The sequence below is a fragment of the Streptomyces sp. NBC_01669 genome (genome assembly GCF_026339735.1).
In the GTDB taxonomy this organism is placed as follows: domain Bacteria; phylum Actinomycetota; class Actinomycetes; order Streptomycetales; family Streptomycetaceae; genus Streptomyces; species Streptomyces yanii.
In genome coordinates this window covers 6,317,258-6,339,640 of sequence record NZ_JAPEQG010000001.1, presented here as the reverse complement: position 1 = coordinate 6,339,640, position 22,383 = coordinate 6,317,258, and the positions used below count along the sequence as shown (strand labels likewise).

The window sequence follows — 22,383 nt, the reverse complement described above, 5'->3', positions numbered from 1 at the left end:
CGGCCCCTGCCGACCGTCCGCGCCCCGTCCGTTCCTGGCCTCCGCACCCCGGTACGGGCAGTGGACAGCCGTCCGAGGATCATGGCGTACATGCATGCCCTGCTCTCCGCCTTCGCTCCGATCTGGACACTCACCGCGATCGGCTACGCGGTCGGCCGCAGCGGTCTGCTCGGTGAGCAGGCGGAAGCCGTGCTCGGCCGGTTCGTCTTCCACGTGGCCATGCCCGCGGCGCTGTTCACGATGGTCTCCGGTGCGCGACTGGACGCCTTCGCCAACTCCTCGATGGTGGCGTTCGGGACGGGCACGGCGCTCGTGTCCGCCCTCGGCTTCGTGCTTGCCCGGCGCTTCTTCGGCCGCAAGACGGCCGACCAGGCGATCAGCAGCATGGCGTCCGGCTACGTCAACTCCGCCAATCTGGGTATCCCGGTGGCGGTCCAGGTGCTCGGTGACGCGTCGTTCGTCGCCCAGATCATCCTCTTCCAGGTGCTGCTGGTCTCCCCCGTGATCCTGACGCTGCTGGACACGGGTACGGGGGCGGGCTCCGGAAAGGGCGTCACGCTGCGGCGGATGGTGACCATGCCCGTACGCAATCCGATCATCATGGCCTCGATGCTCGGCGTCGTCGTCTCCGCTCTCGGGGTGCGGCTGCCGCACGCCCTCGAACACTCCTGTGATCTGCTCGGCGCGGCCGCGGTGCCCACCGCCCTGATCACCCTCGGCCTGTCCCTGCACGGCCGCCCGGATCCGGCAACGACCGCGACGACGGTGCCCGCGGGGCGTACGGAAGTGGGCCTGGCGGTCGTGCTGAAGACGCTGGTCCAGCCCCTGATCGCCTTCCTGGTCGGCGGCCCGCTGCTGCACCTGCCGGACCACCAGCTGCTCGCCGTGGTCCTCTGCTCCGCGCTCCCGACGGCCCAGAACGCCTTCATCTACGCCCGCCAGTACGGCCTGGACACCAGCCTCGCCCGCAACTCCGTGGTGACGTCCACGGTCGTGTCCATGGCCACGCTGTCTCTGGCCACGTGGGCGCTGGCACCGTCCCACCCCTGAGAGCCTGTCGGGTGACCTTCGATCGGATAGCGGACGCGGTCTGGTGCGTGCGATTCCAAGGCGGCGGGATGTCCTCGGATGGGGTCTCCCCTGCTCGAACGAAGCTGAGAGCTCGGGGAAGGAGCTACTAGGACATTTCGGCAACGCGGGAAGCGTGCGTGCCAGGGCGTGGCCGCCCGATCAGAGGTCACCCGACAGGCTCTGAGCCGTTCGAGTGGCGGGCCGCCCCGGACAGGCGGATGCTGGAAGACGCGGCGATCCACGCCGAAGGGGTGCCGGGACGATGCGGTTCGTCCCGGCACCCCTTCGGCCCTCAGAGCCTGTCAGGGGCAGGGCTCCGGCTACCCGGGGAGTTTCCACTGCTGTTCGGCGGCTGTTCCACAGGTTCGGATCAGCAGACGCGCGCCGTCCGTGGCGCCCTCGGCGTGCAGGCACAGCGCCGATTTGACGTTGCGCAGGGTGCCGTCGGGCAACGGGGTCCAGGACTGGGCCGGGGTGCCGTTGCACTGGTAGAGCTGGACGGCGGTGCCGTCGGCCGTCGAGCCGTTGCGGACGTCCATGCACTTGCCGTACGCGACGAGCGTGCCGTCGCCCGGCACGGTCCAGGTCTGGGCGGGGGCGCCGTCGCAGGCGGAGAGCTGCAGGGCGGTTCCGTCGGCGGAGGAGCCGCCTTCGGGAGCGACGCACCTGCCGCCGATTCCGGTGATCGGGCCCGGTACGACGGGTGCCGGAAGGGCTGTGCGTACGGTGTCGGCCAGCTGCACCGGGTCACCCTCGGGCCGCACCGGGTAGCTCGTGCGCTCCAGGTTCCAGGCGTTGTCCCGCCCGAACCAGTCGATCGCGGCCGGCGGCTGCCCGGTGACCAGGGCCGCGTCCAGGGAGTCGAGGTACACCGTCCAGCGCTTGGCGTAGAAGTCGGAGACCAGTCCCGACCATTCGCGGTTCGCGTAGTCGCGCAGCCCGCCGGATTCGCTGCCGGACCGGTCGCCCCAGGTGGTGAGGATCGAGCGGGCGTCGAATTCCGCGGCGGCCCGCTCCGCGTCGGTGCGTCCCCAGGACCTTGCGTCCTGCAGCCAGGGCCCCAGCATGAACCGGCTGTCGGTGGCCAGCAGCCGGTCCAGCAGGGCGAGGTCCTGCTTCCACTCGGTGACCCGCTGCCGGTACAGGGTGAGGTTCTTCCCCTCGTACGCCGCCCTGATCTGCGGCAGCAGCGTGCGGCTGCGGTTGGCCAGGGCCTGCCGGGCCACATCCACCACATCGAAGCGGTACGCATCGGACTTCCGCAGCTCCGGGGCGACCTGCAGGAGCTCCGTGAGCGCCCGCTGCACCGTCGACGCGTCATACCGCATGGACGTGGGGCTCCAGCTGGCCGCGGTACCGGCGGTCAGTGAGGGGCGTGCGGTGAAGAGACTGTCCTGGGACTCGCTCCAGCTGCCGGACGGAGTGCTGTAGGGGCCGGTACGCAGCAGTTCCCAGGCCTTTGCTGCGTGCGGGTCGGCGCCGCCGTAGCGACGCTCCGCGTAGTCGGCGAACCAGGCCGTCCGGTCCACCGGGCCCGCGTGCCAGGCGAGTTCGGTGAACAGCTCGTAGGCAACGGGATTGCCGCCGGTCCCTTCCGGGAGGTAGGCGATCCCCCGCAGCGCGCTGTTCGGCTTGGTGCGCCACTCGTGGAACCGCGCGGTCCAGACGGCGGTGTTGGCGCCCATGGTGGTGTGCCCGCCGAAATTGGGGATGGTGCCGAAGGCGTAGGGGGTTCCGTGCCAGGCGGCTTCGCGGTCGAGGCCGTTGTAGCGGTCGGCCAGTCCGTCCACGATGAACAGCTTGCTCCGGTCGACCGCGTCGATGAGCTGAGTGGACGGGTTGCTCTGCCAGCCGAGCAGGACCCAGGTGGCGCCCGGGTGCGCCGCCTGCAGGGCGTTCATGACGGCCCTGGCGGCGTCCCCGATGGGCACGTTGCCGGGCTTGCCGCCCTCGTGCAGCAGATCCATCTTGTACAGGGTGGAGTCACCGAACAGCGTGCGCTGGTGGCGGTAGAACGCCTCGGCGACCTTGGGGTACATCTCGCTGCGCGGGTCCAGCCAGTCCGGCCGTTCGAAGCCGACCCAGCCGCCCTGCGGGACCACGGGGCCGGTGGGGTTCCTGTCCGTGAACCCGGGCGGGACCGTGCCGTAGTAGCCGGGCAGGACGGGCGTCATCCCGAGCCGGCGCAGCCGGTCCGCGATCTTGCGGCCGAGCTGGGCGCGCTGCGCCAGCAGCCGGTCCGTGACCGGCCCGCCGAAGCCGGACATGTTCTGCATCAGCCACCACGGCTGGTGCGCCGGGCCCGGTATCCAGGACTTCAGCTGCTCCTTCGTGTACCCGAACTCCTGGAAGGTGTCGTAGTACACGGCGTCCGCGCCCATCTGCACGAAGACCTCGTTGACGCCGTGCAGGGCCAGGACGTCGATCTGCTTCTCGTAGGAGGCCCAGTCACGGTACGCGCCGGAGTAGCCGTCGTCCGTGTCGTTCAGGGCGAACCGGTGCGGCACCGAGGCGTCCTGGCGGATGGTCCCGGTGGGCGCGGGAAGCTTCTTCGGCAGCTTCGACGTGCTGTCACCGGGCCAGCCGATGTCCACCTTGGCCGTGTATTTCAGGTACCAGTTGACACCACTGAGCAGCACGGCGGGGGTGGTGCCCTCGATGCGTACCTTGCCGGTGGTGCCGGAGACGGTGAAGTAGTCGCCGGAGGCGGGGCGGTTCACCGGCACAAGATCGAACTGCGAGACATGGTGCGGCAGCAGGCGGGCCAGCGTCTCCTCGGCCGGTTCGGGGGCGAAGGCCGGCGTGCCACGAGGGGCCGACGCCGGCCCGCTTTCCGCAGTGGCGACGGGGACGCTCAGGACCGTGGCGACGACAGCGAGGGCGGCCGTGCAGGCGACGGCCCAGGATCTGAGGCTTCTCAAGGGTGACCTCGTCCGGTGAAGGGATGCGGGAGTTGCCGGGACGTGTACCGGTTCTCATCAGACTTAGTAACGGAGCATTCGTTAATATGAGTTGGACGCCATGCGGCCGTCAAGAGGACGGACGATCCAGGTTCCGGGCGTGCTGGATACAGTGCCGACAGCACGGTGGGGCAAGGGAGTTGACGCATATGCCAGTCGGGAGAGCCGCGGCCACCGGTCCGCACGTCCTTCGCCGGATGAATGTCGCCGCGGTCCTGGCCGCACTGCGGGAGGGCGACGCGCCGACCGCCCGCGTCACCGACCTCGCCTCGCTCACCGGCCTTTCGCGGCCCGCGGTGACGAGGGCGCTGACCGAGCTGAGGGACTGCGGCCTGGTGGAGTTCACCGCGGCCGCCGGGTCCCCGCAGCTCGGCCGACCGGCCCAGTACGCCAGGTTCCGCACCGAGTCGGGGTACGTCGCGGGAATCGACATCGGCCCCCACAAGGTGCTGGTGATGATCGCGGACCTGGCGGGCCAGGTGCTGGCCTCCCATCGCGCGACCGTGGACCGGGGCGCGGCCGGGCCCCAGCTCTTCGCCACGGTGCGGAGCGCGCTGACCGAGGCAGCGGCCGAGGCCGGGGTACCGCTGTCGGACCTGTGGGCCGTGAGTGCGGGCACCCCCGGCATCGTCGACCGCGAACGCGGCGAGGTGCTGCTGGCCCCCAGCATCCCCGACTGGGCCGGGCTGCCGGCGGTGTCGCTGCTGCGCGACTGGCTGCACTGCCCCGTGACCATCGACAACGACGTGAATCTCGCCGTGCTCTCGGAACGCCGGCGCGGCGCGGCGGCCGATACCGGCGCCGGTGCGCGTGCGGGCACCGACTGCCTGGTCTTCGTCCAGTGGGGCCGCCGGATCGGCACCGGCATCGTCATCAACGGCAGGCCCTACCGGGGTAATTCAGCCGCGGCCGGTGAGCTGGGCTTCATCGACCTGGTGCGCGATCCGGACGCCCCTGCGGGACCGCGTCCGGCCGACGGCATGGGACCGTTCGAGCAGCTCGTCGGGGCCGAGGCGATTCACCGGCTGGCCCTGGAGGCGGGTGTCGCGGTCGGTGACGCCCACGACATCGCACCGCTCTTCACGGCGGCCCGGGCGGGCGACCCGGCGGCCGTCGGCGTGGTGGACCGGGTGGCCGCCCGCTTCGCCCGAGGGCTGGCCGCACTGGTGCTGGTGCTCGATCCCGGCCGGATCGTCATCGGCGGCGGGGTGTCACGGGCCGGGGACGTCCTCCTCGACCCCGTGCGCAGGCATCTGCGGTCGCACACCCTGGTACCGGTCGTCGTGGACGCCTCTGTGTCGGGCGAGCGGGCGGTCGCCCTGGGTGCGGTGCGCCGTGCCCTCGACGTCGCCGAGGAACGCGTGACGGCGTCGTACCAGGGCCTCGGCTGAAAAGGCCTCGGCCGACAACCGCCCACCGGCCCGACCCCTGCCGGAGCAGGACCGGGTGCGGCCCGGTCAGCGCTTGCTGCCCACCGCCTCGCCGGTCTCCTCCGGCACGTGTTCCGCGGACGTCGTGCCGTCCGCCCCGTCCGTCGGACCCGCCACGGGTTGCAGTCTCCGCGGCCCCGCCAGGACGTATGTCAGCAGGAATCCGGTCCCGATGACCAGCGCCCCGCCCGCCGCGTCGAGCACCCAGTGGTTGGCCGTCGCGACGATCGCGGAAACCGTGAACAGCGGGTGCAGCAGCCCGAGCGCCTTCATCCACGCCTTCGGGGCCAGCATCACGATCATGATGCCGCACCAGAGCGACCAGCCGAAGTGCAGCGAGGGCATCGCCGCGTACTGGTTGGTCATCGAGGTCAGCGTCCCGTAGTCGGGCTTCGCGAAGTCCTGGACGCCGTGGACCGTGTCGATGAAGCCGAGCCCCGGCATCAGCCGCGGCGGGGCCAGCGGGTAGAGCCAGAAGCCGAGGAGTGCGACCAGGGTGGCGAAGCCGAGGGTGGAGCGGGCCCAGCGGTAGTCCGCGGGGCGGCGTACGTACAGCACACCCAGGATCGTCAGCGGCACGATGAAGTGGAACGTCGAGTAGTAGTAGTCGAAGAAGTCCTGCAGCCAGCCGATGCGGACGACCGCATGGTTGGCCCAGTGCTCGATGTCGATGTGCAGCCACTGTTCGAGGGAGTGGATCTGCCGTCCGTGCTCCTCGGCGGTGGTGCGGCCGGCCGTGGCCGCGAGCCTGACCTGTGCGTACGCGGAGTAGACGACCCGGATCAGCAGAAGTTCGAGCAGCGGATTGGGGCGGCTGAGCACCCGCCGCCAGAACGGCAGCAACGGTACGCGGCTCCAGCGGGCCGGAACCGGGGCCGCGTAGTCCGTGGGGACCGGGTTCTGCCAGTACGGCGAGGTGCGCGGCAGGAACGGTGCGGCGCAGGCCGCGCCGAGCGCCGCCAGGAGCAGCACGTTGTCCCGTACCGGGTGGGCGACCGCGATGTTCGGCAGCAGTACCTTCCCGGGCAGGGTGAGCACGAGCACCACGATGGCCGGCCACACCAGCCGCTCGGAGGCGCGGGTACCGGCCCGGCCGACGACGGCGAGAAGCACCCACAGCAGCTGGTGCTGCCAGGCGGTCGGCGAGACGGCGACGGCGACGCAGCCGGTCACGGCGACGGCGAGGAGCAGCTGCCCGTCCTGCGCGTAGCGTATGGCGCGGCGCAGCCCGACGTAGCAGACGGCGGCGGCCAGCAGCAGGAACAGCACGATCTCGAGCGGGCCCGAAAGGCCGAAGCGGAGCAGCGCGCCGTGCAGGGACTGGTTGGCGAGGCTGTCCGCGCCGTCTCCGAGCCCGGCGCCCGCGACATGGTGCACCCAGTACGTGACCGAGTCGTGCGGCATCGCGGCCCAGGCCAGGGCCGTGCACGCGGCGAACGCGCCGCCGCCCGTCACGGCGGCCCGACGGCGTCCGGTGAGCCAGAGCAGGGCGGCGAAGAGCAGCATGGTCGGCTGGAGCGCGGCGGCGATCCCGATCAGTACGCCGGATGCCCGTTCCCCACGGGCCACGAAGCAGCCCAGGAGCACCAGCAGGACCGGCAGAATGCTGGTCTGGCCGAGGTGGAGGGCGTTACGGACCGGCAGGGACAGCATGAGCAGGCTGATCGCGACGGGGGCGGCCAGCAGCGAGGTGCGGCGGGAGACGGGTCCCGGCAGGGCGCGCGCCGCGACGATGCCGAGGACGGCGACGAGCAGCAGCGAACCGAAGGTCCAGGCGACGCCGAGGCTCTGTTCGGCCGTACGGGTCAGTGGCTTCAGTACCAGTCCGGCGAAGGGGGTGCCGGTGAACCGGTCGCTGTCGTACAGCGAGCCCGCCACATGCAGTACGCCGTTCTCGCCGATCCAGGTCTCCAGGTCGGTGAGCCGTTCACCGGGTGGCTGCCGCAGCACCACCGCCATCTGCCGCCCCGCCAGCAATGCGACGACCAGCCAGAGCACGGCCCGGGCAGCCCCGGTCCTCGCCCCCGTCACCGCGTTTCCGCGCACACTGTGCTCCGCATTCGCCACGCTGCGCCGACCCTCCCACCGTTCATCCGCCGTCCCTCGACGCGGGACGTGCTGTGAAACCTTCGCATTCCGTTATGAGGTAGACACAATCAACCCCCTCTTCGCCTGACTGTCATCCCGCTTTGTTCGAGAGAACGCCAGAGAGCCTGGTCGAGCCCGGGCACAGTGGCCGGAACCGGATCGTTCGGTCCGACGTCTGTCCCCCTGATCGACCGATCGGGCGGTCGCGACGGGGCTCATCGGACACGGGGGGAACGCGGTTCATGCGGTGGGTGCGGGGGAAGCGAAGCCCATGGGGAAAGCGAGGTTCGTGGGGAATCCGCGCACTGTCGCTGCTGCTGATGCTGGTCTCGCTGCAGCTCGGATCATTGATCAGCCCGGCGTACGCATGCGGCTGCGGGGCGATGGTCCCCGGCAAGGACGCGCACGTCACCGTGGACCGGGAGACATCGGTGGTCGGCTGGGACGGCCGCACCGAGCAGATCGTCATGCAGCTGACGGTGCGCGGGGACGCCCCGGAGGCGGCCTGGATCATGCCGGTACCGCACCGCTCCTCCGTCGAACTGGGTGATCGGGCGCTCTTCTCGGAGCTGGAAACCCTCACCGCGCCGGTCCTCGCGACCCGGCACTATTTCTGGCCACGCTCCGGGGACTGGCCGTTCGCCGGTTCCGGGGGCGGGGTGGACGCCGCAGCACCGCCGTCCGCGGCCGGCGCACCGCAGGTGGGGGTTGTCGGGCGGGAGCGGCTCGGCCCGTTCGATGTGGCGCGGCTGACGGCGACCGACCCCGAGGCGCTGCAGACCTGGCTGCGGCGGAACGGTTTCGAGCTGCCCGACCGGCTGGCGACCGCGCTGCAGCCGTACGTCGACCGGAAGTGGGAGTACGTGGCCGTCCGCCTCGTCCCCAGGGAGAAGGGTGCGCTCCTGCTGGGCGAGCTCGACCCGCTGCGGCTGAGCTTCGCGAGCGACCGGCTCGTCTACCCGATGCGGCTGTCGAAGCTCGCCGCGACACCGCAGTCGCTGGGGCTGTACGTGCTGGCCGCCCACCGGATGGAGCCGGCCGGCCCGATCGGCGGGGAGGCGCCGCACGTGACGTACGCGGGGAAGGTCGACCCGACTGATTCGACACCCTCTGCGACGAGCTTCACGGCTACGGGGGCGATCCGGGAGCTGGCGGGCGGAAAGCCGGTGTTCGTCACCGCCATCGAGCAGTCGTTCCCGCACCCGGAGCGGATCGACGGGGATCACGAGCTGCGGGCGAGCGCCGCCGACACCCCGTACCGGACCATGACCTACCGGAACGAGCTGCTGACCGTGGCCGGCCTCCCGGCCTGGCTGCTGACGCTCCTGGGTGTCGTGCTGGTCACGGCCGTGGCGGTGCTGCTGGGCGTCCGGGCGCACCTGCGGCGCCCTGTGCTGCCCCCGCCACCGGTCACGCTCCCATCGCCGCCGGCGTGAGCGCGCGGCTGTGGGTGCTGCCGGTGCGGCACGTCAGGGCCGCGGGAAGTCCGCCTGCCGGCCGGTGAAGAGGGGGACCTCACCGTCCGCGTCCAGGACGACGATCCCGAACGGCCGGTCGAAGTCGATCTTCTGGACGCGCAGAGGCTCTCGGGGGAGGCCGGTCGCCATCACCACGACGGTCGCCGCGGCCGCCTCCACCCCTTCCTCGCCCACGGTCACCACGGCCTCCTGCACGACCCGGGCGATCCGAAGAGGCGCCTGCGAGATCCCGGAGAAGTCCGCACGCGCACTGGTGGCGATCCGTACCCCGCATGCGGGCAACTGCTCAGTGATCTGAACGGTTGTGCGTAGGGTGAACCGCGGTACGGCGGTCCTTACCTCGTCCGCCACCACCGCGGTCCGCATCCGCGCAGGTGCCCAGGCGTCGGCCAGCGCCTCGGCGCCCCGCCCCGGCTCCCCCAGTACCAGTCGGACGCGCGCCGGAGCCCCGCCGCCGAGCCCGCCCCCACAGCGCAGTTCGACGACGTAGGTGCCCGCGACCATCCAGGCCTCGCTCGTCCTGCACTGTCGCCCTCCCTCGAAACCATTCGGCTCCCCGGTCATGCTCAGGTCACAATGGCGCACATGACCTGGACCGTGACCCCTGAACGCTTCGACTCCCCCGACGCGAGCGCCTTGCGTCGCGACTACTACGACGAGGTCGCCAGCCGCTACTGGCAGCGGCCCGCGACCGCGGAGGAGATCGACGAGGGACTCTCCGGCGACGGCGCCGACCTGCTCACGGGGCCGACCGGCGCGTTCGTCGTCGGCAGGTTCGACGGAAAGCCCGCGTCCTGCGCCGGGCTGCTGGTGGTAGACGCGGACACCGCGGAGCTCACCCGCGTGTTCGTGCGCCCCGAGTTCCGCGGCACGGGCGGCGGCGGGTTGCTGCTGGCGGCCGTCGAGAGCGCGGCGCGTGCCTTCGGCGTACGACAGATCAGGCTGGACACCCGCAACGACCTGGTGGAGGCGCGCGGGCTGTACGCCAAGCACGGCTACCGGGAGGTGCCCGCGTTCCATCGGCGGCAGTACGCGGAGCACTGGTTCGCGAAGGAGTTGTGACCCCGACGCTGCGACCGGGAGCTGTCCCCGGGCCGGAGTCCGGCCGGGGTCTCCGGGCCCGGGTCAGAGCGCGTGGTCCCGCCTCGGCTCCGGACAGCGCGGCTGTTCCCTGCTCGATCCGGTCGTCTCGGCGGTCAGCTCCGCGACGAGTCCGACCAGGTCGGTCGGCCGCTCCGGCCCCCACCAGTCGCCCAAGAGCTCGGCCAGCAACTCCTCGCGCGCTTCGGCGAGCTTCACCACGGCCTCCGAGCCGCGGTCGGTGAGCACCAGCTGCACTCCTTCGCGCCGGGCCAGACCGCGCTCCTCCAACTGTCGCACCGCCTCGCTGATCACGCGCAGCGGTACAGGGGTGGCGTCGGCGAGCAGCCCGGGTTCGACGGTGCCGTGCCGCTTGATGCGCAGCAGTATCCAGCCGGCCGCGGGCAGCAGGTCGTACCCCGCACGCTCGGTGATCCTCACATAGACGTCTCGGCGCCCCTCGCGGGTGGCGAGCACCGACAGGGCCCGTGCGCATTCGTCGTACGAGGAACGCTCGACCGGGTTCGAGGCCAGGGTCTCGGTGCTGTCGGGAGCCGTCACCGAGCCGCGCAGCCTGTCCTCCTTGAGGAACCAGGCGAAGACGAAGGCGACCAGGACGACGGGCGCCGCGTACAGGAAGACGTCGGTGATCGAGGTCGAGTACGCGTGGATCACCAGGGCCCGCAGCGCGGGCGGCAGTTGGGAGATGGCGCGCGGGTCGGCGGCCAGTCGCCCGGCGTCGATGCCCGGTGGCAACGTGATGCCCGAGAGAGCCGCGCCGAGTTTGCCGGTGAGCCGGTTGGTGAAGATCGTGCCGAAGACGGCGACACCGAACGAGGCACCGATGGAGCGGAAGAACGTGGCCCCGGAGGTCGCGACGCCGAGGTCCTCGTACGCGACGGCGTTCTGCACGACGAGTACGAGGACCTGCATCACCAGACCGAGCCCGGCACCGAAGACGAAGAAGTAGGCGCTCATCTGCCAGGTACTGCTGTTCTCCGTGAGCCGGTGCAGGAGCTGCAGGCCGATCGCGGTGATGCCGGTACCGAGGATCGGGAAGACCTTCCAGCGGCCCGTACGGCTGACGATCTGACCGGCCACGGTCGAGGTGAGCAGCAGACCGAGCACCATCGGCAGCATGTGCACACCGGACAGGGTCGGCGAGATGTTGTGCACGACCTGCAGGAACGTCGGCAGATACGTCATCGCTCCGAACATCGCGAATCCGATGACGAAGCTGATCACGGCGACGAGGCTGAAGGTCCGGATCCGGAACAGCTTCAGCGGCAGTACGGGTTCGGCGGCGCGCCGCTCGACGTACACGAAGGCGATCAGCAGCACCATGCTGACGACGGCGAGTCCGATGATCTGCGCCGAGCCCCAGGCCCAGGTCGATCCGCCCAGCGAGGCGACGAGAACCAGGCAGGTGGCGACGGAGGCGATGAGGAAGGTGCCCAGGTAGTCGATGGTGTGCTTGGCCTGACGGACCGGGATGTGCAGCACCGCGGCGATGACGAGCAGGGCGACGACGCCGATCGGCAGGTTGATGTAGAACACCCAGCGCCAGCTGAGGTGTTCGGTGAAGAGGCCGCCGAGCAGCGGTCCGAGAATGCTCGTCATACCGAAGACCGCGCCGAACAGCCCCTGGTACTTGCCGCGTTCGCGCGGGGCGACGATGTCACCGACGATCGCCATCGAGAGCACCATCAGGCCGCCGCCGCCGAGGCCCTGCAGGCCACGGAAGGCGATCAGCTGCGGCATGTTCTGGGCCATGCCGCAGAGCGCGGAGCCGATGAGAAAGATGACGATGGCGAGCTGGAAGAGCTTCTTGCGGCCGTACTGGTCGCCGAGCTTGCCCCAGAGCGGGGTCGCGGCGGTCGACGCGAGCAGATAGGCGGTGACCACCCAGGACAGATGCTCCAGGCCGCCGAGTTCGCTGACAATGGTCGGCAGGGCGGTGGAGACGATGGTCTGGTCGAGCGCGGCGAGCAGCATGCCGAGGAGCAGGGCGCCGATGGCGACCAGGACCGTCCGCTGGGAACGGCCTTCGCCAGGGGCCAGGGCCGGGGGGTTCAGCTGGTGAGCCATGAACATCTCCTCGGTTCCACTACATCCCCATCCTGGCCGTTCTGGACGGTTATGGCCTGTTGGGGCATCGCTGCGGCGGACTGCATAATCGCAGGCAGTTCAAGGGGAGGGACCCACAATGACCGGACATGTCTGCCCGGAATGCGGCACGGACGACAGAGCGACGGAAGCATGGGACGGGGGACAGCACGACAGACCCGCCGCCGGGCCCGGCGGCAGACCTGGTGCGGGGCCCGGGTGCGGGTGCGCGGAGCGCGCGGCACGGCGGGCGGCCGAGCGTGCGGAGAGCGCGGCGGCGGAGGACTTCGATCCACTGCGGATCCGGCCGTACGTGACGCTGGGGGGCGACGAGGCACCCGCGGACGCCGCCCCGGAGGACGCCGCCATGACGATGCCGCTCTTCCTCGACCGGGCGGCGCCGGTGGATCCGCCGCCTCTGTCACCCTTGCCGCAGGAGAGCGCCGGGGCGGATGATCCCCGTACGGACGCCACGGCCGTGGACCTGGTGGGCCTGGTGGACCCGGTGCAGCCACGCCGCCGACGGCCCTTCGCGATGCTCGCGGTCGGCACGGCCGTGGTCGGCGTGGTGGGCACCGCGGCGTTCGCCGGCGGCCTGTTCGGCGGGGACGGGAACGGGGACTCCGAGCGCGACCGCGCGCTCCCGACTGCCCGGGTGTCGAGCGTCCCCGATGCGCCCCTTTCAGCGGACGCATCGCCGTCGGCGTCCGCGTCCGCCTCTGCATCCACCTCCCCGTCGGCTTCGGCGTCGCCGTCCGCATCCGTCTCCGCGTCGGCGAGCGCCTCGCCCTCCGCCTCTGCATCCGCTGCCTCTTCGCGCCCGTCCGCCCCGTCGGCATCGGCGACGGTCTCGCAGTCCACCGGGACCTCGACGGCCCCGTCGCTCGGGGAACCGGACGGCCCCACGCTGCAGCCCGGCGACCACGGTCCCGCGGTGGCCGAGCTGCAACGGCGGCTGCAGGAGGTGTGGCTCTACCCGGGACCCGACAACGGCAACTACTCGGACCGGGTCGCGAGCGCCGTACGCGCCTACCAGTCGCGCAAGTCCATCGAGGGCGACCCGCCGGGCGTCTACGGCCCGAGCACCCGGAGCGCACTGGAGGCGGAGACGACGGGCCGCGGCCAGTCCTGAGGAGAAGGCCGGCCCCGGGGAGCCGGCCTTCTCCTCCCGTATTCGGAAAGGGATTCGCTTTCCCGGGCAGGTTTTTGTATCGTGATGGAACAAAGTGGTCCTCGCCCGCACTCCCTGACCGGCGGGCGGGGCCGCTTGTTCTCTTCACCCCACGTTGCCCTTCTCCCCCCGCGCCCTGGAGCCCGCCGATGCCGGCCACCGTCCTCACCGCACGTGCCCTCCTGCTTGACATGGACGGCACACTCGTGAACTCCGACGCGGTGGTGGAGCGCTGCTGGCGGCGCTGGGCACTGCGGGAGGGGCTGGATCCCGAGGCCGCGCTCAAGGTGGTCCACGGGCGGCAGGGGTACGCCACCATGGCGGTACTCCTGCCCGACCGGCCGATGGAGCAGAACTACGCCGACAACCGGGTCATGCTCGCCGAGGAGACCGCCGACACCGACGGCGTGGTCCCGATCGGCGGCGCCCCGGCCTTCATGGACGCGATCGCCACGCTCCCGCACGCCCTGGTGACCTCGGCCGACGAGGCGCTCGCCCAGGCCCGGATGACGGCGGCCGGACTGCGGATGCCGATCACCCGCGTCACGGCTGAATGCGTCGGCGCCAGCAAGCCCGACCCGGAGGGCTTCCTCAAAGGTGCGGCCGAACTGGGTTTCGCCCCGGCCGACTGCATCGTCTTCGAGGACTCGGAGGCGGGTATCGCGGCAGGCCGGGCGGCCGGGATGCGCGTCGTGGGCGTGGGCCCGCGCGCCGCGGCACTGGCGCCGGACGCGCACGTCGGGGATCTGAAGCAGATCCGGGTGGAGGCGTCGGCAGACGGCTCGATCCGTCTGCACATCCGCGCCGTCTGACCCCGGAAAACTCCCCGGTTCAGTCGCGGCGCAGCCGCCCCCGCGCCACCAGCTCCAGCACCGTGGCAACAGCCACCGCCTGTACGGCCATCAGCGCCACCAGGACGAACAGTTGCACGGCCCCCGCCTGAACCGGTGAGGCGCCGCCCAGCAGCATGCCCACGAACGCCCCGGGCAGCGTGACGAGCCCCACCGTCCGCGTCTGGTCCAGCCCCGGCAGCAGCGCGTCCGACGCCGCGGGCCGGGCGATCTCCAGCCGGGCATCGCGGTCGAGCAGCCCGAGCGCCATCCCCGCCTCCACCTCCCCGCGCCGCATGGTCAGTTCGTCCAGCGCCCGCCGTCCGCCGAGTACGGTCGCGGTGAGCGCGCCCCCGATGAGAATGCCCGTCACCGGGATCAGCGCGATGCCCCGGACCGGCAGAAGCCCGGTGAGCAGCAGCAGGGCGACCACCGGCGCCACCCCCGCGGCGATCGGCACGGCCGCCCACCACCAGGTGCGGTTCTTGGTGATCCGACGTCCGGCGGTCCGTACCGCCACGGCATACATCAGCGCCACGAAGCAGAGCAGCGGCGGCAGCGAGCGGACCACCCAGCCGATGAGCACGGAGACGCCGGCGAGTTGGACCGCGGCACGCAGCCCGGCGAGGACGATCTCGCGCGACCGGCCGAGCGAGGCCCAGGCGGCGACGGCGGCGGCCGCCGCGAGGAGCACGGCGAGGACGATGCCGAGCGTGAGGTTGACCGGAAGCAGCACGCGGCAACCATAAGTCCGGTCGGCCCGGCATTCGCGACCTGTCGATACGTCAACTCCCGCTTCCTCATATGCCTCGCCTACGGGCCCGGACACCCCCATAGGCCGCGAACATCCGCGTACACCCGCACATTTCCTTCCCTACGCCCTCGCACCGCAGCCCGGTCCGTCCCAGCCCTTGATGTGACGTGCCCATGTCGCCACCCTGTTACCTGGCGCCCACCCCACAGAAACCTGGCGCCGCCACGATGGCCGGGCTCCACAGGTCGCCCGTCCAAGGTCCCCCCACATCGAGGGAGTTCGCATGTCAGGTGTCTACGCGCGTCGCATAGGTGTGGTCGTCGCATCCGCCGCACTTGCCGCAACCACAGGGCTGCTCACCGCGCCCACCGCCCAGGCGGCCATGCCCACCCCGGTCAGCGCCTCCACCGCCCGCACCTACCTGAGCGAGCTGACGGTATCGGCGGAAGGCTCGTCGACCGGCTACAGCCGGGACAAGTTCCCGCACTGGATCACCCAGTCGGGCACCTGCAACACCCGCGAGGTCGTCCTGAAGCGCGACGGCACGAACGTGGTCCAGGACTCCAGCTGCGCCGCCGTCAGCGGCAGTTGGTACTCGGAGTACGACGGAGCCACCTGGACCGCCGCCTCCGACCTGGACATCGACCACATGGTCCCGCTCGCCGAGGCCTGGCGCTCGGGCGCGAGCAGCTGGACCACCGCCCAACGCCAGTCGTTCGCCAACGATCTGACGCGCCCACAGCTCATCGCGGTCACGGACAACGTCAACCAGTCCAAGAGCGACCAGGACCCGGCCGAGTGGCTGCCGTCGCGTACCGCGTACCGGTGCACCTACGTGCGCGCCTGGGTGCATGTGAAGCACTACTACAACCTGACCGTCGACTCCGCGGAGAAGAGCGCGCTCCAGTCGGTCCTGAACGGCTGCTGACGCCGGAACCGCCCGCCCCCTCCCCGTCGTTCCGTACGGTACGGAGCCGCCTGTACCGTACGGGCCCCGTCCGTATGTGACGAGCCCCGTCCGTGCGGGACGACGCGAGGAGGGCACCTCATGGCCGGGCTGCGCCTGGGACCACTGCTGCGATACGTCGACTGGGAGACGGGCTCCACCGCGACCGTCTGGGTGGAGGCCGACCGGCCCACCACGGCCGAAGTGCGATGCGCGGACGGCGCGTCCGGCTCGTCCCGGACGTTCGCGATCGCCGGTCACCACTACGCACTGGTGGTGGTGACCGGTCTGACCCCGGACTCGACCACCGCGTACGAGGTGCTGCTCGACGGCCGCCGGGTCTGGCCGCTCAAGAACTCCGGCTTCCCCGCGAGCACGATCACCACGCCACCGGCTCCGGCCGATGACACCGGGGAACGGCCCGTCCGGATCTCCTTCGGGTCCTGCCGCTGGGCGGCTCCCCCCTCCGGCGAGCCCGACACCGTCGGCCCCGACGCCCTGGACGCCCTCGCCGCCCGGCTCGCCGCCGACCCGGGTGCCGCACGCCCCGACGTACTGCTCCTGCTCGGCGACCAGGTGTACGCCGACGAGATATCGAAGGCGACCCGCCGCCGCCTCGCCGCACGTCGGGACCTGAGCGAACCGCCGGGCGCCGAGGTCGCGGACTACGAGGAGTACACCCACCTCTACGACGAGTCCTGGCGCGACCCCGAGGTGCGCTGGCTGCTCTCGACCGTCCCCAGCTGCATGATCTTCGACGATCACGACGTCGTGGACGACTGGAACACCAGCGCCGCCTGGCTCGCCGATGTCCGGGCGACCCCCTGGTGGCACGAGCGGATCGTCAGCGGGCTGGCCTCGTACTGGGTCTACCAGCACCTCGGCAATCTCTCCCCCACCGCCCTGGCCGCGGACCCGCTCTACGCCGAGGTGCGTGCCGTCCCTGACGGCACGGAGCCACTGCGCCGCTTCGCCGCCGAGGCGGACGCCGAACCCGCCGGTACACGGTGGAGCTACCGACGTGTTTTCGGCCGAATTCGGCTGCTGATGGTGGACACCCGCGCGGCTCGCGTTCTCGACGAGGAGCGGCGGTCGATGCTCGACGCCGAGGAGGCGCGCTGGGTGCGCGAGGAGGCGCTCGCCGACCCCGGTTCGTACGACCATCTCCTGATCGGTACGTCGTTGCCGTGGCTGCTTCCGCCGCTCGTCCATGCCGCGGAGGAGTGGGACGCCGCGCTGTGCCGGGGCGAGCGGGGTGGGCCCGGCGGGCGCTGGGCGCGGTTCGGCGAGAGTCTGCGCCGACGCTCCGACCTGGAACATTGGGCGGCGTTCCCCGCCTCGTTCCGCCGGCTGACCGAGCTGATCCGGGAGGCGGGGAGCGGTCCGGACGCTCCGGCGACGGTATGCGTGCTGTCGGGCGATGTGCACCACGCGTACATCGCGGAGCCCTCATGGCCGGCCGACGCGCCGGGAGGTGCGCCCGGGGCGCGCATCCTGCAGCTGACCTGCTCACCCGTGCACAACTCGATACCCGGCGTGCTCAGGGCTGGATTCCGTTTCGCCTGGAGCCGGACGGGACGGCGGCTGGGGCGGGTACTGGCACGGCACGGGCGGACGGGCCCGTCACCGATCCAGTGGCGGAAGACCGGCGGACCGTGGTTCGGCAATCAGTTGATGACTCTCACCCTGCGTGGCCGGAAAGCTGCGCTGACATTGGTTCAGGCCAAAGAGAGCAGCGCAGGTGCACAGCTGGAGACGGTACTGGACCAGAACCTGACCACCGGCGCGTAGGCAGTTTTCAGCCAGCCGACAGAATGTTGAACTTGCAAGCATTGGTAAGGTTTCCCTAACCTGAAGCGCTCAATCGGTTCACGTCCCCACCAGACCGAAGGAGCTCTCCCCCCATGTACACCCAGCTGAACAAGGCGCAGCCGTACGCGCTCAGTCTGTTCCGGATCGTCGTCGGTCTGCTCTTCGCCTGCCATGGCGCCGCCTCGCTCTTCGGCATCCTCGGCGGCGCGATAGGCGGCGGCTCGATACCCGCCGGCACCTGGCCCGGCTGGTACGCGGCCCTCATCCAGCTCGTCGGCGGCGCCCTGGTCGTACTCGGCCTCGGCACCCGCATCGCCGCCTTCATCTCCTCCGGCTCCATGGCGTACGCGTACTTCAAGGTCCACCAGCCCGAGGCCCTCTTCCCGCTGCAGAACGGCGGCGAGCCGTCAGCGGTCTTCTGCTGGGTGTTCCTGCTGCTGGTCTTCACCGGCCCCGGCGCCTTCGCCCTGGACCGGCTGTTCGCCCCGCGGAACGACGCGGAGCGCAGTGACGACCGCGCCCGCGAACGGGCGTCGGCGGTCACGGCCTGATCCGAGGCCCGGTTCCGGATGCCCGGCCCTCTGCGACAGTGAGGGCCGGGCGCCACTCCCCCAGGGTGCAGATGTGACGCGTGAGGTACACGACATCCTCCGCACATTAATGATGTGCAGGTAAACGGCAGGCGTACGCTGTACAGCTGGCCCTGCCGCTCCTGCCGCTCCCCTGCGACGTCGCGGCGTTGAAACGAATCGGGGAGTAGAAGGTGCTCGAGAGTGTGGGTGCGCTGACCGGCAGCCCATGGATCTATGCCGTGGTCGCCCTCTCGGTGCTCCTGGACGTCTTCCTGCCCGTCCTCCCCAGCGGGGTCCTGGTGATCACCGCTGCGACAGCCGCCGCCGCGGGCTCGACCACGGTCGTGGGCACGGCGGGCGGCCCCAGCGAGGTCCCCCAGGTTCCGTCGCTCCTCGCCCTGATCCTGAGCGCGGCCACCGCCTCGGTGCTCGGCGACCTCGTCGCGTACCGGCTGGCCTGGCGCGGCGGCGACCGCCTCGACCGGGCGATTGCCCGCTCGCGCCGCCTCACCACCGCCCAGGCACGACTCGGCGCGGCTCTGAGCCGCGGCGGCGGAATCCTCGTCGTCATCGCCCGCTTCGCCCCGGCCGGCCGCTCGGTCGTCTCCCTGGGCGCGGGCGCGGCGCACCGCAGGGTGAAGGAGTTCCTGCCCTGGTCGGCGCTGGCCGGTGTGGCCTGGGCGGTCTACAGCGTGGGCCTCGGCTACTTCGGCGGCCAGTGGCTGGGCACGACATGGCTGAGCACTGCGGTCTCGGTCCTGGCCCTGTTCGTGGCAGGCGCCCTCGCCGCGTACCTCATGCGCCGCCCCGGAGCGGCGGCCGCGACGGCTTCCGCTCCAGCACCCGCTTCGGCTTCTACGGCGTCCTGACGGCCGCCCCCCGCACCTCAAGACCGTCCATCAGTCTGGCGGTCGCTGCGGCGATCTCGTCCACGGCCCGGTCGAACACCTCCTGATTGTGCGCGGCCGGAGCCCGGAAGCCGGACACCTTGCGCACGAACTGCAGGGCGGCCGCCCGGATGTCCTCCTCAGTGGCCTCCTCGGGGATGGCTGGCGGGCGAAGGGTCTTGATACTGCGGCACATGACTCCAGTGTGGACCGCCCCACTGACAACGGCCGGAACACCCGGGTCAGCTCAGTTCGATGGCGGGGAGCTCATAGCTGCCGTCGATGATCGCGCGCCCCGGCATGCAGAACCTGAGCACGGGCCGGAACTCCCCGTCGGGCGCGGGCAGCCAGTTCGCAGCAGCGGCAGGGTCCGTGGGCGTCTCCTTGCTGATGTGGACCGTCAGCGACCCGTCGGCCCCACGCACCAGCCCGGGGGTGCGGTCCCCGAGCGAGTGCCGGCCCGCCGGATTTGCGACGGGGTGGTGGTCCGGCGCGTCGTACATGGTCACGGACCAGAACGCTTCCACCGGCGGCGGCTGCTCGAAGCGCATCACATAGGAGTGCGCACCGCTCAGCGGATTGCCGTCGGCGTCGTGGGAGGTGTGGGCGCACACCTCCTCGTACCCGTGGCTCCCCCACAGAGCCACGCGCGCCGCCACCGATCTGACCAGGTAGGACGCCTCCCGGTCGGCGATCTTCCACTCCGGGGAGTCGATCGTCCCCACCCCGAAGTGGTCGAGGTTGTAGTCGTGGAGATGCGGATCCATCTCCCATCCCCCGCCCGTCACCGTGCTCGGCCGGGCGGCCGCCTCGACCCGCTCCCTGCCCTGCGCCATCCCCTCGGTGAGTGCGTGTACGAGGGCGGAACCGGCGGAGACGTACGGCGAGGGCCCCTCCTCCAGCAACCCCAGCGGCTGGAACCGGTCCTGGTACGCGCAGTCGGCGGCGGCCGGCGGAAAGTCGGCCAGCCACACCCTGAGCTGCTCGAAGAACCGCAGCTCCGCCGGTACGTCGGGGTCGGGCGCCGGCAGCCCCGTCCGGTGCGTGCCGGGTTCGAGATACGTGAGCGTGTACTGCTCCTGGAGCGCCCGCACCCGCGTCAGGTCGTCCGGGCCGTCGCAGACGTTGCGCCCGATGACAGAGACGACGGAGGTCGGCGCATCGATCACCCCACGCACCCCGCTGGGCTCCCTGCCCGACCAGCCCGGCGGCACGATGAGCCAGTCACCCGCGTCCGTGCCGGTGGCCCGACGTCCCACATAGGCGAAGTTGTTGGTCCATGTGTCCACGAACTGCAGCACGTAGTAAGCCCCGCCGGTGTCCGGGACATGCAGCCGGATCGGCCCTCCGGACAGGTCCAGCTGAGCCATCGAGCAGACGGTGTCGTGGCTGACGGGGGCGAAGTGGGTGTCGGGAGCCGCCAACTGCCCCGCGTGCGCGAAGTGGTTGAACGGAGTCGGCGCAAGCGGGCCGACGCCCTCCTGCATCGATCTCTCGACCGTCGACAGGCCGGAGACCAACGGATACCCGTACACGTACGCCTCGGCGGCCAGAGCGACGAGGTCGCCCCCCTGCGCGTTCGGTTCGTCCATCACCTACACACCCTCCGGGAAGCGCCCGAAGCCACCGACCGGGCGTCGTCCGGATCGATGGCCCGCGGGTACCGTCCGGACGTTCTCCAGCAGCGGACGGCCCCGGGCCCAGACCCCCTCCGCCGCAGTCGCCCGCGCAGCTGCCGCGGTCACGGCCACCACTAGATGACCGCCGCCGAACGGTCCGTGCACAGAGCCCAGATCACGAACGCGTCGATCGCGATGGAGATGATCGCCCAGATCGGCTGGTACGGCAGCCACATGAAGTTGGCGATCATGTTGAGCGCAGCCAGCACGACACCCGTCGCCTTGGCCCAGCCGGCACCCTTGAGGATGCCCCAGCCGACGACCAGGAGAACCACGCCGAGCACCAGGTGGATCCAGCCCCAGGCCGTCACGTCGAACTTGAAGGTGTAATTGCTGATGCGCGCGTAGACCTCGTCGGACGCGATGCCGGCGATCCCCTTGATGACCCCCATGACGCCGTCCACCATCAGCAGAACACCGGCGAACATGACTCCCCCGACCGCCCAGGGATTCTCGCCCATGGGAGCGGAGGTACGGCGGGTGCCGGGGGCGGGAGCTGACTGTGCCATGGAAGTCTCCTTGGCCGGAGCGGAACAACTGAACGAATCCGACCCTGCGCGGCACCCGCCCGCGCAACCACTCGGACGCGTCCGTACGGGTGACGACGTCGACGTGGCGTCAGCCATGAAAACAGCCCCCCGATCGGTCACGACCGGGAGGCCGGAACAGGCTCTCACCCGCTCATAAAAAACTGTCGCGGCTTCGCCGACACGACGGGGCGACCCGCGTCCTCACCCGCCCGATGAGTACCGCGTCACCTTCGTCAACTTGCACTTCGTACCCGCCGGACTCTTGCCGAGCCCCTGCGCCTTCGCCTTGGCCCGCTGCCCCGAAGCGAGATCGCTTGCCACGGCGAGCCCCTCCGCGACGCGCGTACCGTCCCCGTCGACGAACTCCACGTTCACGACATAGTTCGCCGTCTCCTCGGTTCCGTTCACGATCTCCACATTCACGGACGGCCACGTCGTCAACGGATCCACCTTGCACCCGGAGAGCTTCACATCCGCCTCGGCATCCGTCTCCTCGGCGGCCGGCTCCTCCTTGGGATCAGCCTTCGCGGTCCCCCCACTGGGCGGCGCCTCGGCAACCGGCAGCTTCCGCGGCGCGGGCCTACTACTGAGCCCCACCACGGCCACGGCACCGATCCCGCCCATGACGATCAGCCCTCCGAGCACGGACAGCGTGACGATCAGCGCGGTATTCGACGACTTCGGCGGCCGAGGCGGCCCGCCCCAGCCCGGCCCCGGCTGCTGCCACTGCGGATACGGCGGCTGCTGCCCCCACGGCGGAGGCTGCTGCGCCTGCTGCCCCCACGGCGGAGGCTGCTGACCGGGCGGCGGGGGCTGCTGTGGCTGCTGATGGGGCGGCGGGTAGCCGTACGACATGAGATCCCCCCATGGGATGTGCGGGCGTGAGGGAAGACAGTACGACCCGTCCGGACTGCGCGACCCCGGACGGGTCGGAATCGTGACGGGGCGGCTCACCGCAGCCGGGACAGCACCACCGAGCAGGGTGCTCC

The 22,383-nt window shown here is 71.0% G+C and carries 19 protein-coding genes; 10 read left to right on the top strand and 9 right to left on the bottom strand.

All coding sequences use genetic code 11. From position 1 onward, the window contains the following. Positions 1-81: 81 nt before the first annotated feature. Positions 82-1,050, top strand: coding sequence for an AEC family transporter (locus tag OG972_RS28370; protein WP_266986121.1), 969 nt, complete (start codon positions 82-84; stop codon positions 1,048-1,050). A 341-nt stretch (positions 1,051-1,391) separates the two neighbouring features. On the opposite strand, the gene OG972_RS28365 is transcribed toward OG972_RS28370, so the two are convergent. Beyond that, complete coding sequence (locus tag OG972_RS28365) at positions 1,392-3,992, bottom strand: alpha-N-acetylglucosaminidase TIM-barrel domain-containing protein (RefSeq protein WP_266986119.1); 2,601 nt, start codon at positions 3,990-3,992, stop codon at positions 1,392-1,394. Between the two features lie 188 nt (positions 3,993-4,180). Here OG972_RS28365 and OG972_RS28360 point away from each other — a divergent pair, with 188 nt between their 5' ends. Next, positions 4,181-5,422 carry an ROK family transcriptional regulator gene (locus OG972_RS28360; protein WP_266986117.1) on the top strand — a complete coding sequence of 414 codons (1,242 nt, stop codon included), beginning with the start codon at positions 4,181-4,183 and terminating at the stop codon, positions 5,420-5,422. 66 nt (positions 5,423-5,488) lie between these two features. On the opposite strand, the gene OG972_RS28355 is transcribed toward OG972_RS28360, so the two are convergent. Beyond that, positions 5,489-7,459 (bottom strand): bifunctional glycosyltransferase 87/phosphatase PAP2 family protein, encoded by a 1,971-nt coding sequence (locus tag OG972_RS28355; protein ID WP_266990756.1) that lies wholly within the window; start codon positions 7,457-7,459, stop codon positions 5,489-5,491. Positions 7,460-7,869: 410 nt separating this feature from the next. Here OG972_RS28355 and OG972_RS28350 point away from each other — a divergent pair, with 410 nt between their 5' ends. After that, complete coding sequence (locus tag OG972_RS28350; RefSeq protein WP_266986115.1) at positions 7,870-8,985, top strand: DUF2330 domain-containing protein; 1,116 nt, start codon at positions 7,870-7,872, stop codon at positions 8,983-8,985. 33 nt (positions 8,986-9,018) lie between these two features. Here OG972_RS28350 and OG972_RS28345 read toward each other — a convergent pair whose 3' ends face one another. Continuing rightward, positions 9,019-9,531 (bottom strand): serpin family protein, encoded by a 513-nt coding sequence (locus tag OG972_RS28345; protein ID WP_266986113.1) that lies wholly within the window; start codon positions 9,529-9,531, stop codon positions 9,019-9,021. Positions 9,532-9,612: 81 nt separating this feature from the next. Here OG972_RS28345 and OG972_RS28340 point away from each other — a divergent pair, with 81 nt between their 5' ends. After that, complete coding sequence (locus OG972_RS28340) at positions 9,613-10,089, top strand: GNAT family N-acetyltransferase (protein WP_266986111.1); 477 nt, start codon at positions 9,613-9,615, stop codon at positions 10,087-10,089. A 63-nt stretch (positions 10,090-10,152) separates the two neighbouring features. On the opposite strand, the gene OG972_RS28335 is transcribed toward OG972_RS28340, so the two are convergent. Next, positions 10,153-12,195 (bottom strand): MFS transporter, encoded by a 2,043-nt coding sequence (locus tag OG972_RS28335; protein ID WP_266986110.1) that lies wholly within the window; start codon positions 12,193-12,195, stop codon positions 10,153-10,155. A 118-nt stretch (positions 12,196-12,313) separates the two neighbouring features. On the opposite strand from OG972_RS28335, the gene OG972_RS28330 reads away from it, so the two are divergent. Continuing rightward, positions 12,314-13,345 (top strand): peptidoglycan-binding protein, encoded by a 1,032-nt coding sequence (locus OG972_RS28330; RefSeq protein ID WP_266986109.1) that lies wholly within the window; start codon positions 12,314-12,316, stop codon positions 13,343-13,345. 188 nt (positions 13,346-13,533) lie between these two features. Beyond that, positions 13,534-14,196, top strand: coding sequence for an HAD-IA family hydrolase (locus OG972_RS28325; protein ID WP_266986108.1), 663 nt, complete (start codon positions 13,534-13,536; stop codon positions 14,194-14,196). A 19-nt stretch (positions 14,197-14,215) separates the two neighbouring features. On the opposite strand, the gene OG972_RS28320 is transcribed toward OG972_RS28325, so the two are convergent. Next, a complete protein-coding gene (locus tag OG972_RS28320) occupies positions 14,216-14,950 on the bottom strand; it encodes an ABC transporter permease (protein ID WP_266986107.1) in 735 nt (244 codons plus the stop codon). A gap of 301 nt (positions 14,951-15,251) precedes the next feature. Here OG972_RS28320 and OG972_RS28315 point away from each other — a divergent pair, with 301 nt between their 5' ends. The 4 genes from OG972_RS28315 (at position 15,252) to OG972_RS28300 (ending at position 19,167) form a co-directional block, all read left to right on the top strand. Beyond that, on the top strand, positions 15,252-15,896 hold the full coding sequence (locus OG972_RS28315) for an HNH endonuclease family protein (RefSeq protein WP_266986105.1): 645 nt from the start codon (positions 15,252-15,254) through the stop codon (positions 15,894-15,896). Between the two features lie 120 nt (positions 15,897-16,016). Next, positions 16,017-17,705, top strand: coding sequence for an alkaline phosphatase D family protein (locus OG972_RS28310; RefSeq protein WP_266986103.1), 1,689 nt, complete (start codon positions 16,017-16,019; stop codon positions 17,703-17,705). Positions 17,706-17,818: 113 nt separating this feature from the next. Beyond that, complete coding sequence (locus tag OG972_RS28305; RefSeq protein ID WP_266986101.1) at positions 17,819-18,277, top strand: DoxX family protein; 459 nt, start codon at positions 17,819-17,821, stop codon at positions 18,275-18,277. Between the two features lie 212 nt (positions 18,278-18,489). Further along, complete coding sequence (locus OG972_RS28300; RefSeq protein WP_266986099.1) at positions 18,490-19,167, top strand: DedA family protein; 678 nt, start codon at positions 18,490-18,492, stop codon at positions 19,165-19,167. Here OG972_RS28300 and OG972_RS28295 read toward each other — a convergent pair. From OG972_RS28295 to OG972_RS28280, 4 genes are all read right to left on the bottom strand, one after another. After that, complete coding sequence (locus tag OG972_RS28295; protein WP_266986097.1) at positions 19,154-19,381, bottom strand: DUF2277 domain-containing protein; 228 nt, start codon at positions 19,379-19,381, stop codon at positions 19,154-19,156. The genes OG972_RS28300 and OG972_RS28295 overlap by 14 nt on opposite strands. Before the next feature lie 46 nt (positions 19,382-19,427). Continuing rightward, a complete protein-coding gene (locus OG972_RS28290; protein WP_266986095.1) occupies positions 19,428-20,777 on the bottom strand; it encodes a DUF1254 domain-containing protein in 1,350 nt (449 codons plus the stop codon). A 161-nt stretch (positions 20,778-20,938) separates the two neighbouring features. Further along, a complete protein-coding gene (locus OG972_RS28285) occupies positions 20,939-21,373 on the bottom strand; it encodes a hypothetical protein (protein WP_266986093.1) in 435 nt (144 codons plus the stop codon). 222 nt (positions 21,374-21,595) lie between these two features. Further along, positions 21,596-22,249, bottom strand: a complete 654-nt coding sequence (locus tag OG972_RS28280) for an FxLYD domain-containing protein (RefSeq protein WP_266986091.1) — start codon at positions 22,247-22,249, stop codon at positions 21,596-21,598. Positions 22,250-22,383 lie beyond the last annotated feature (134 nt).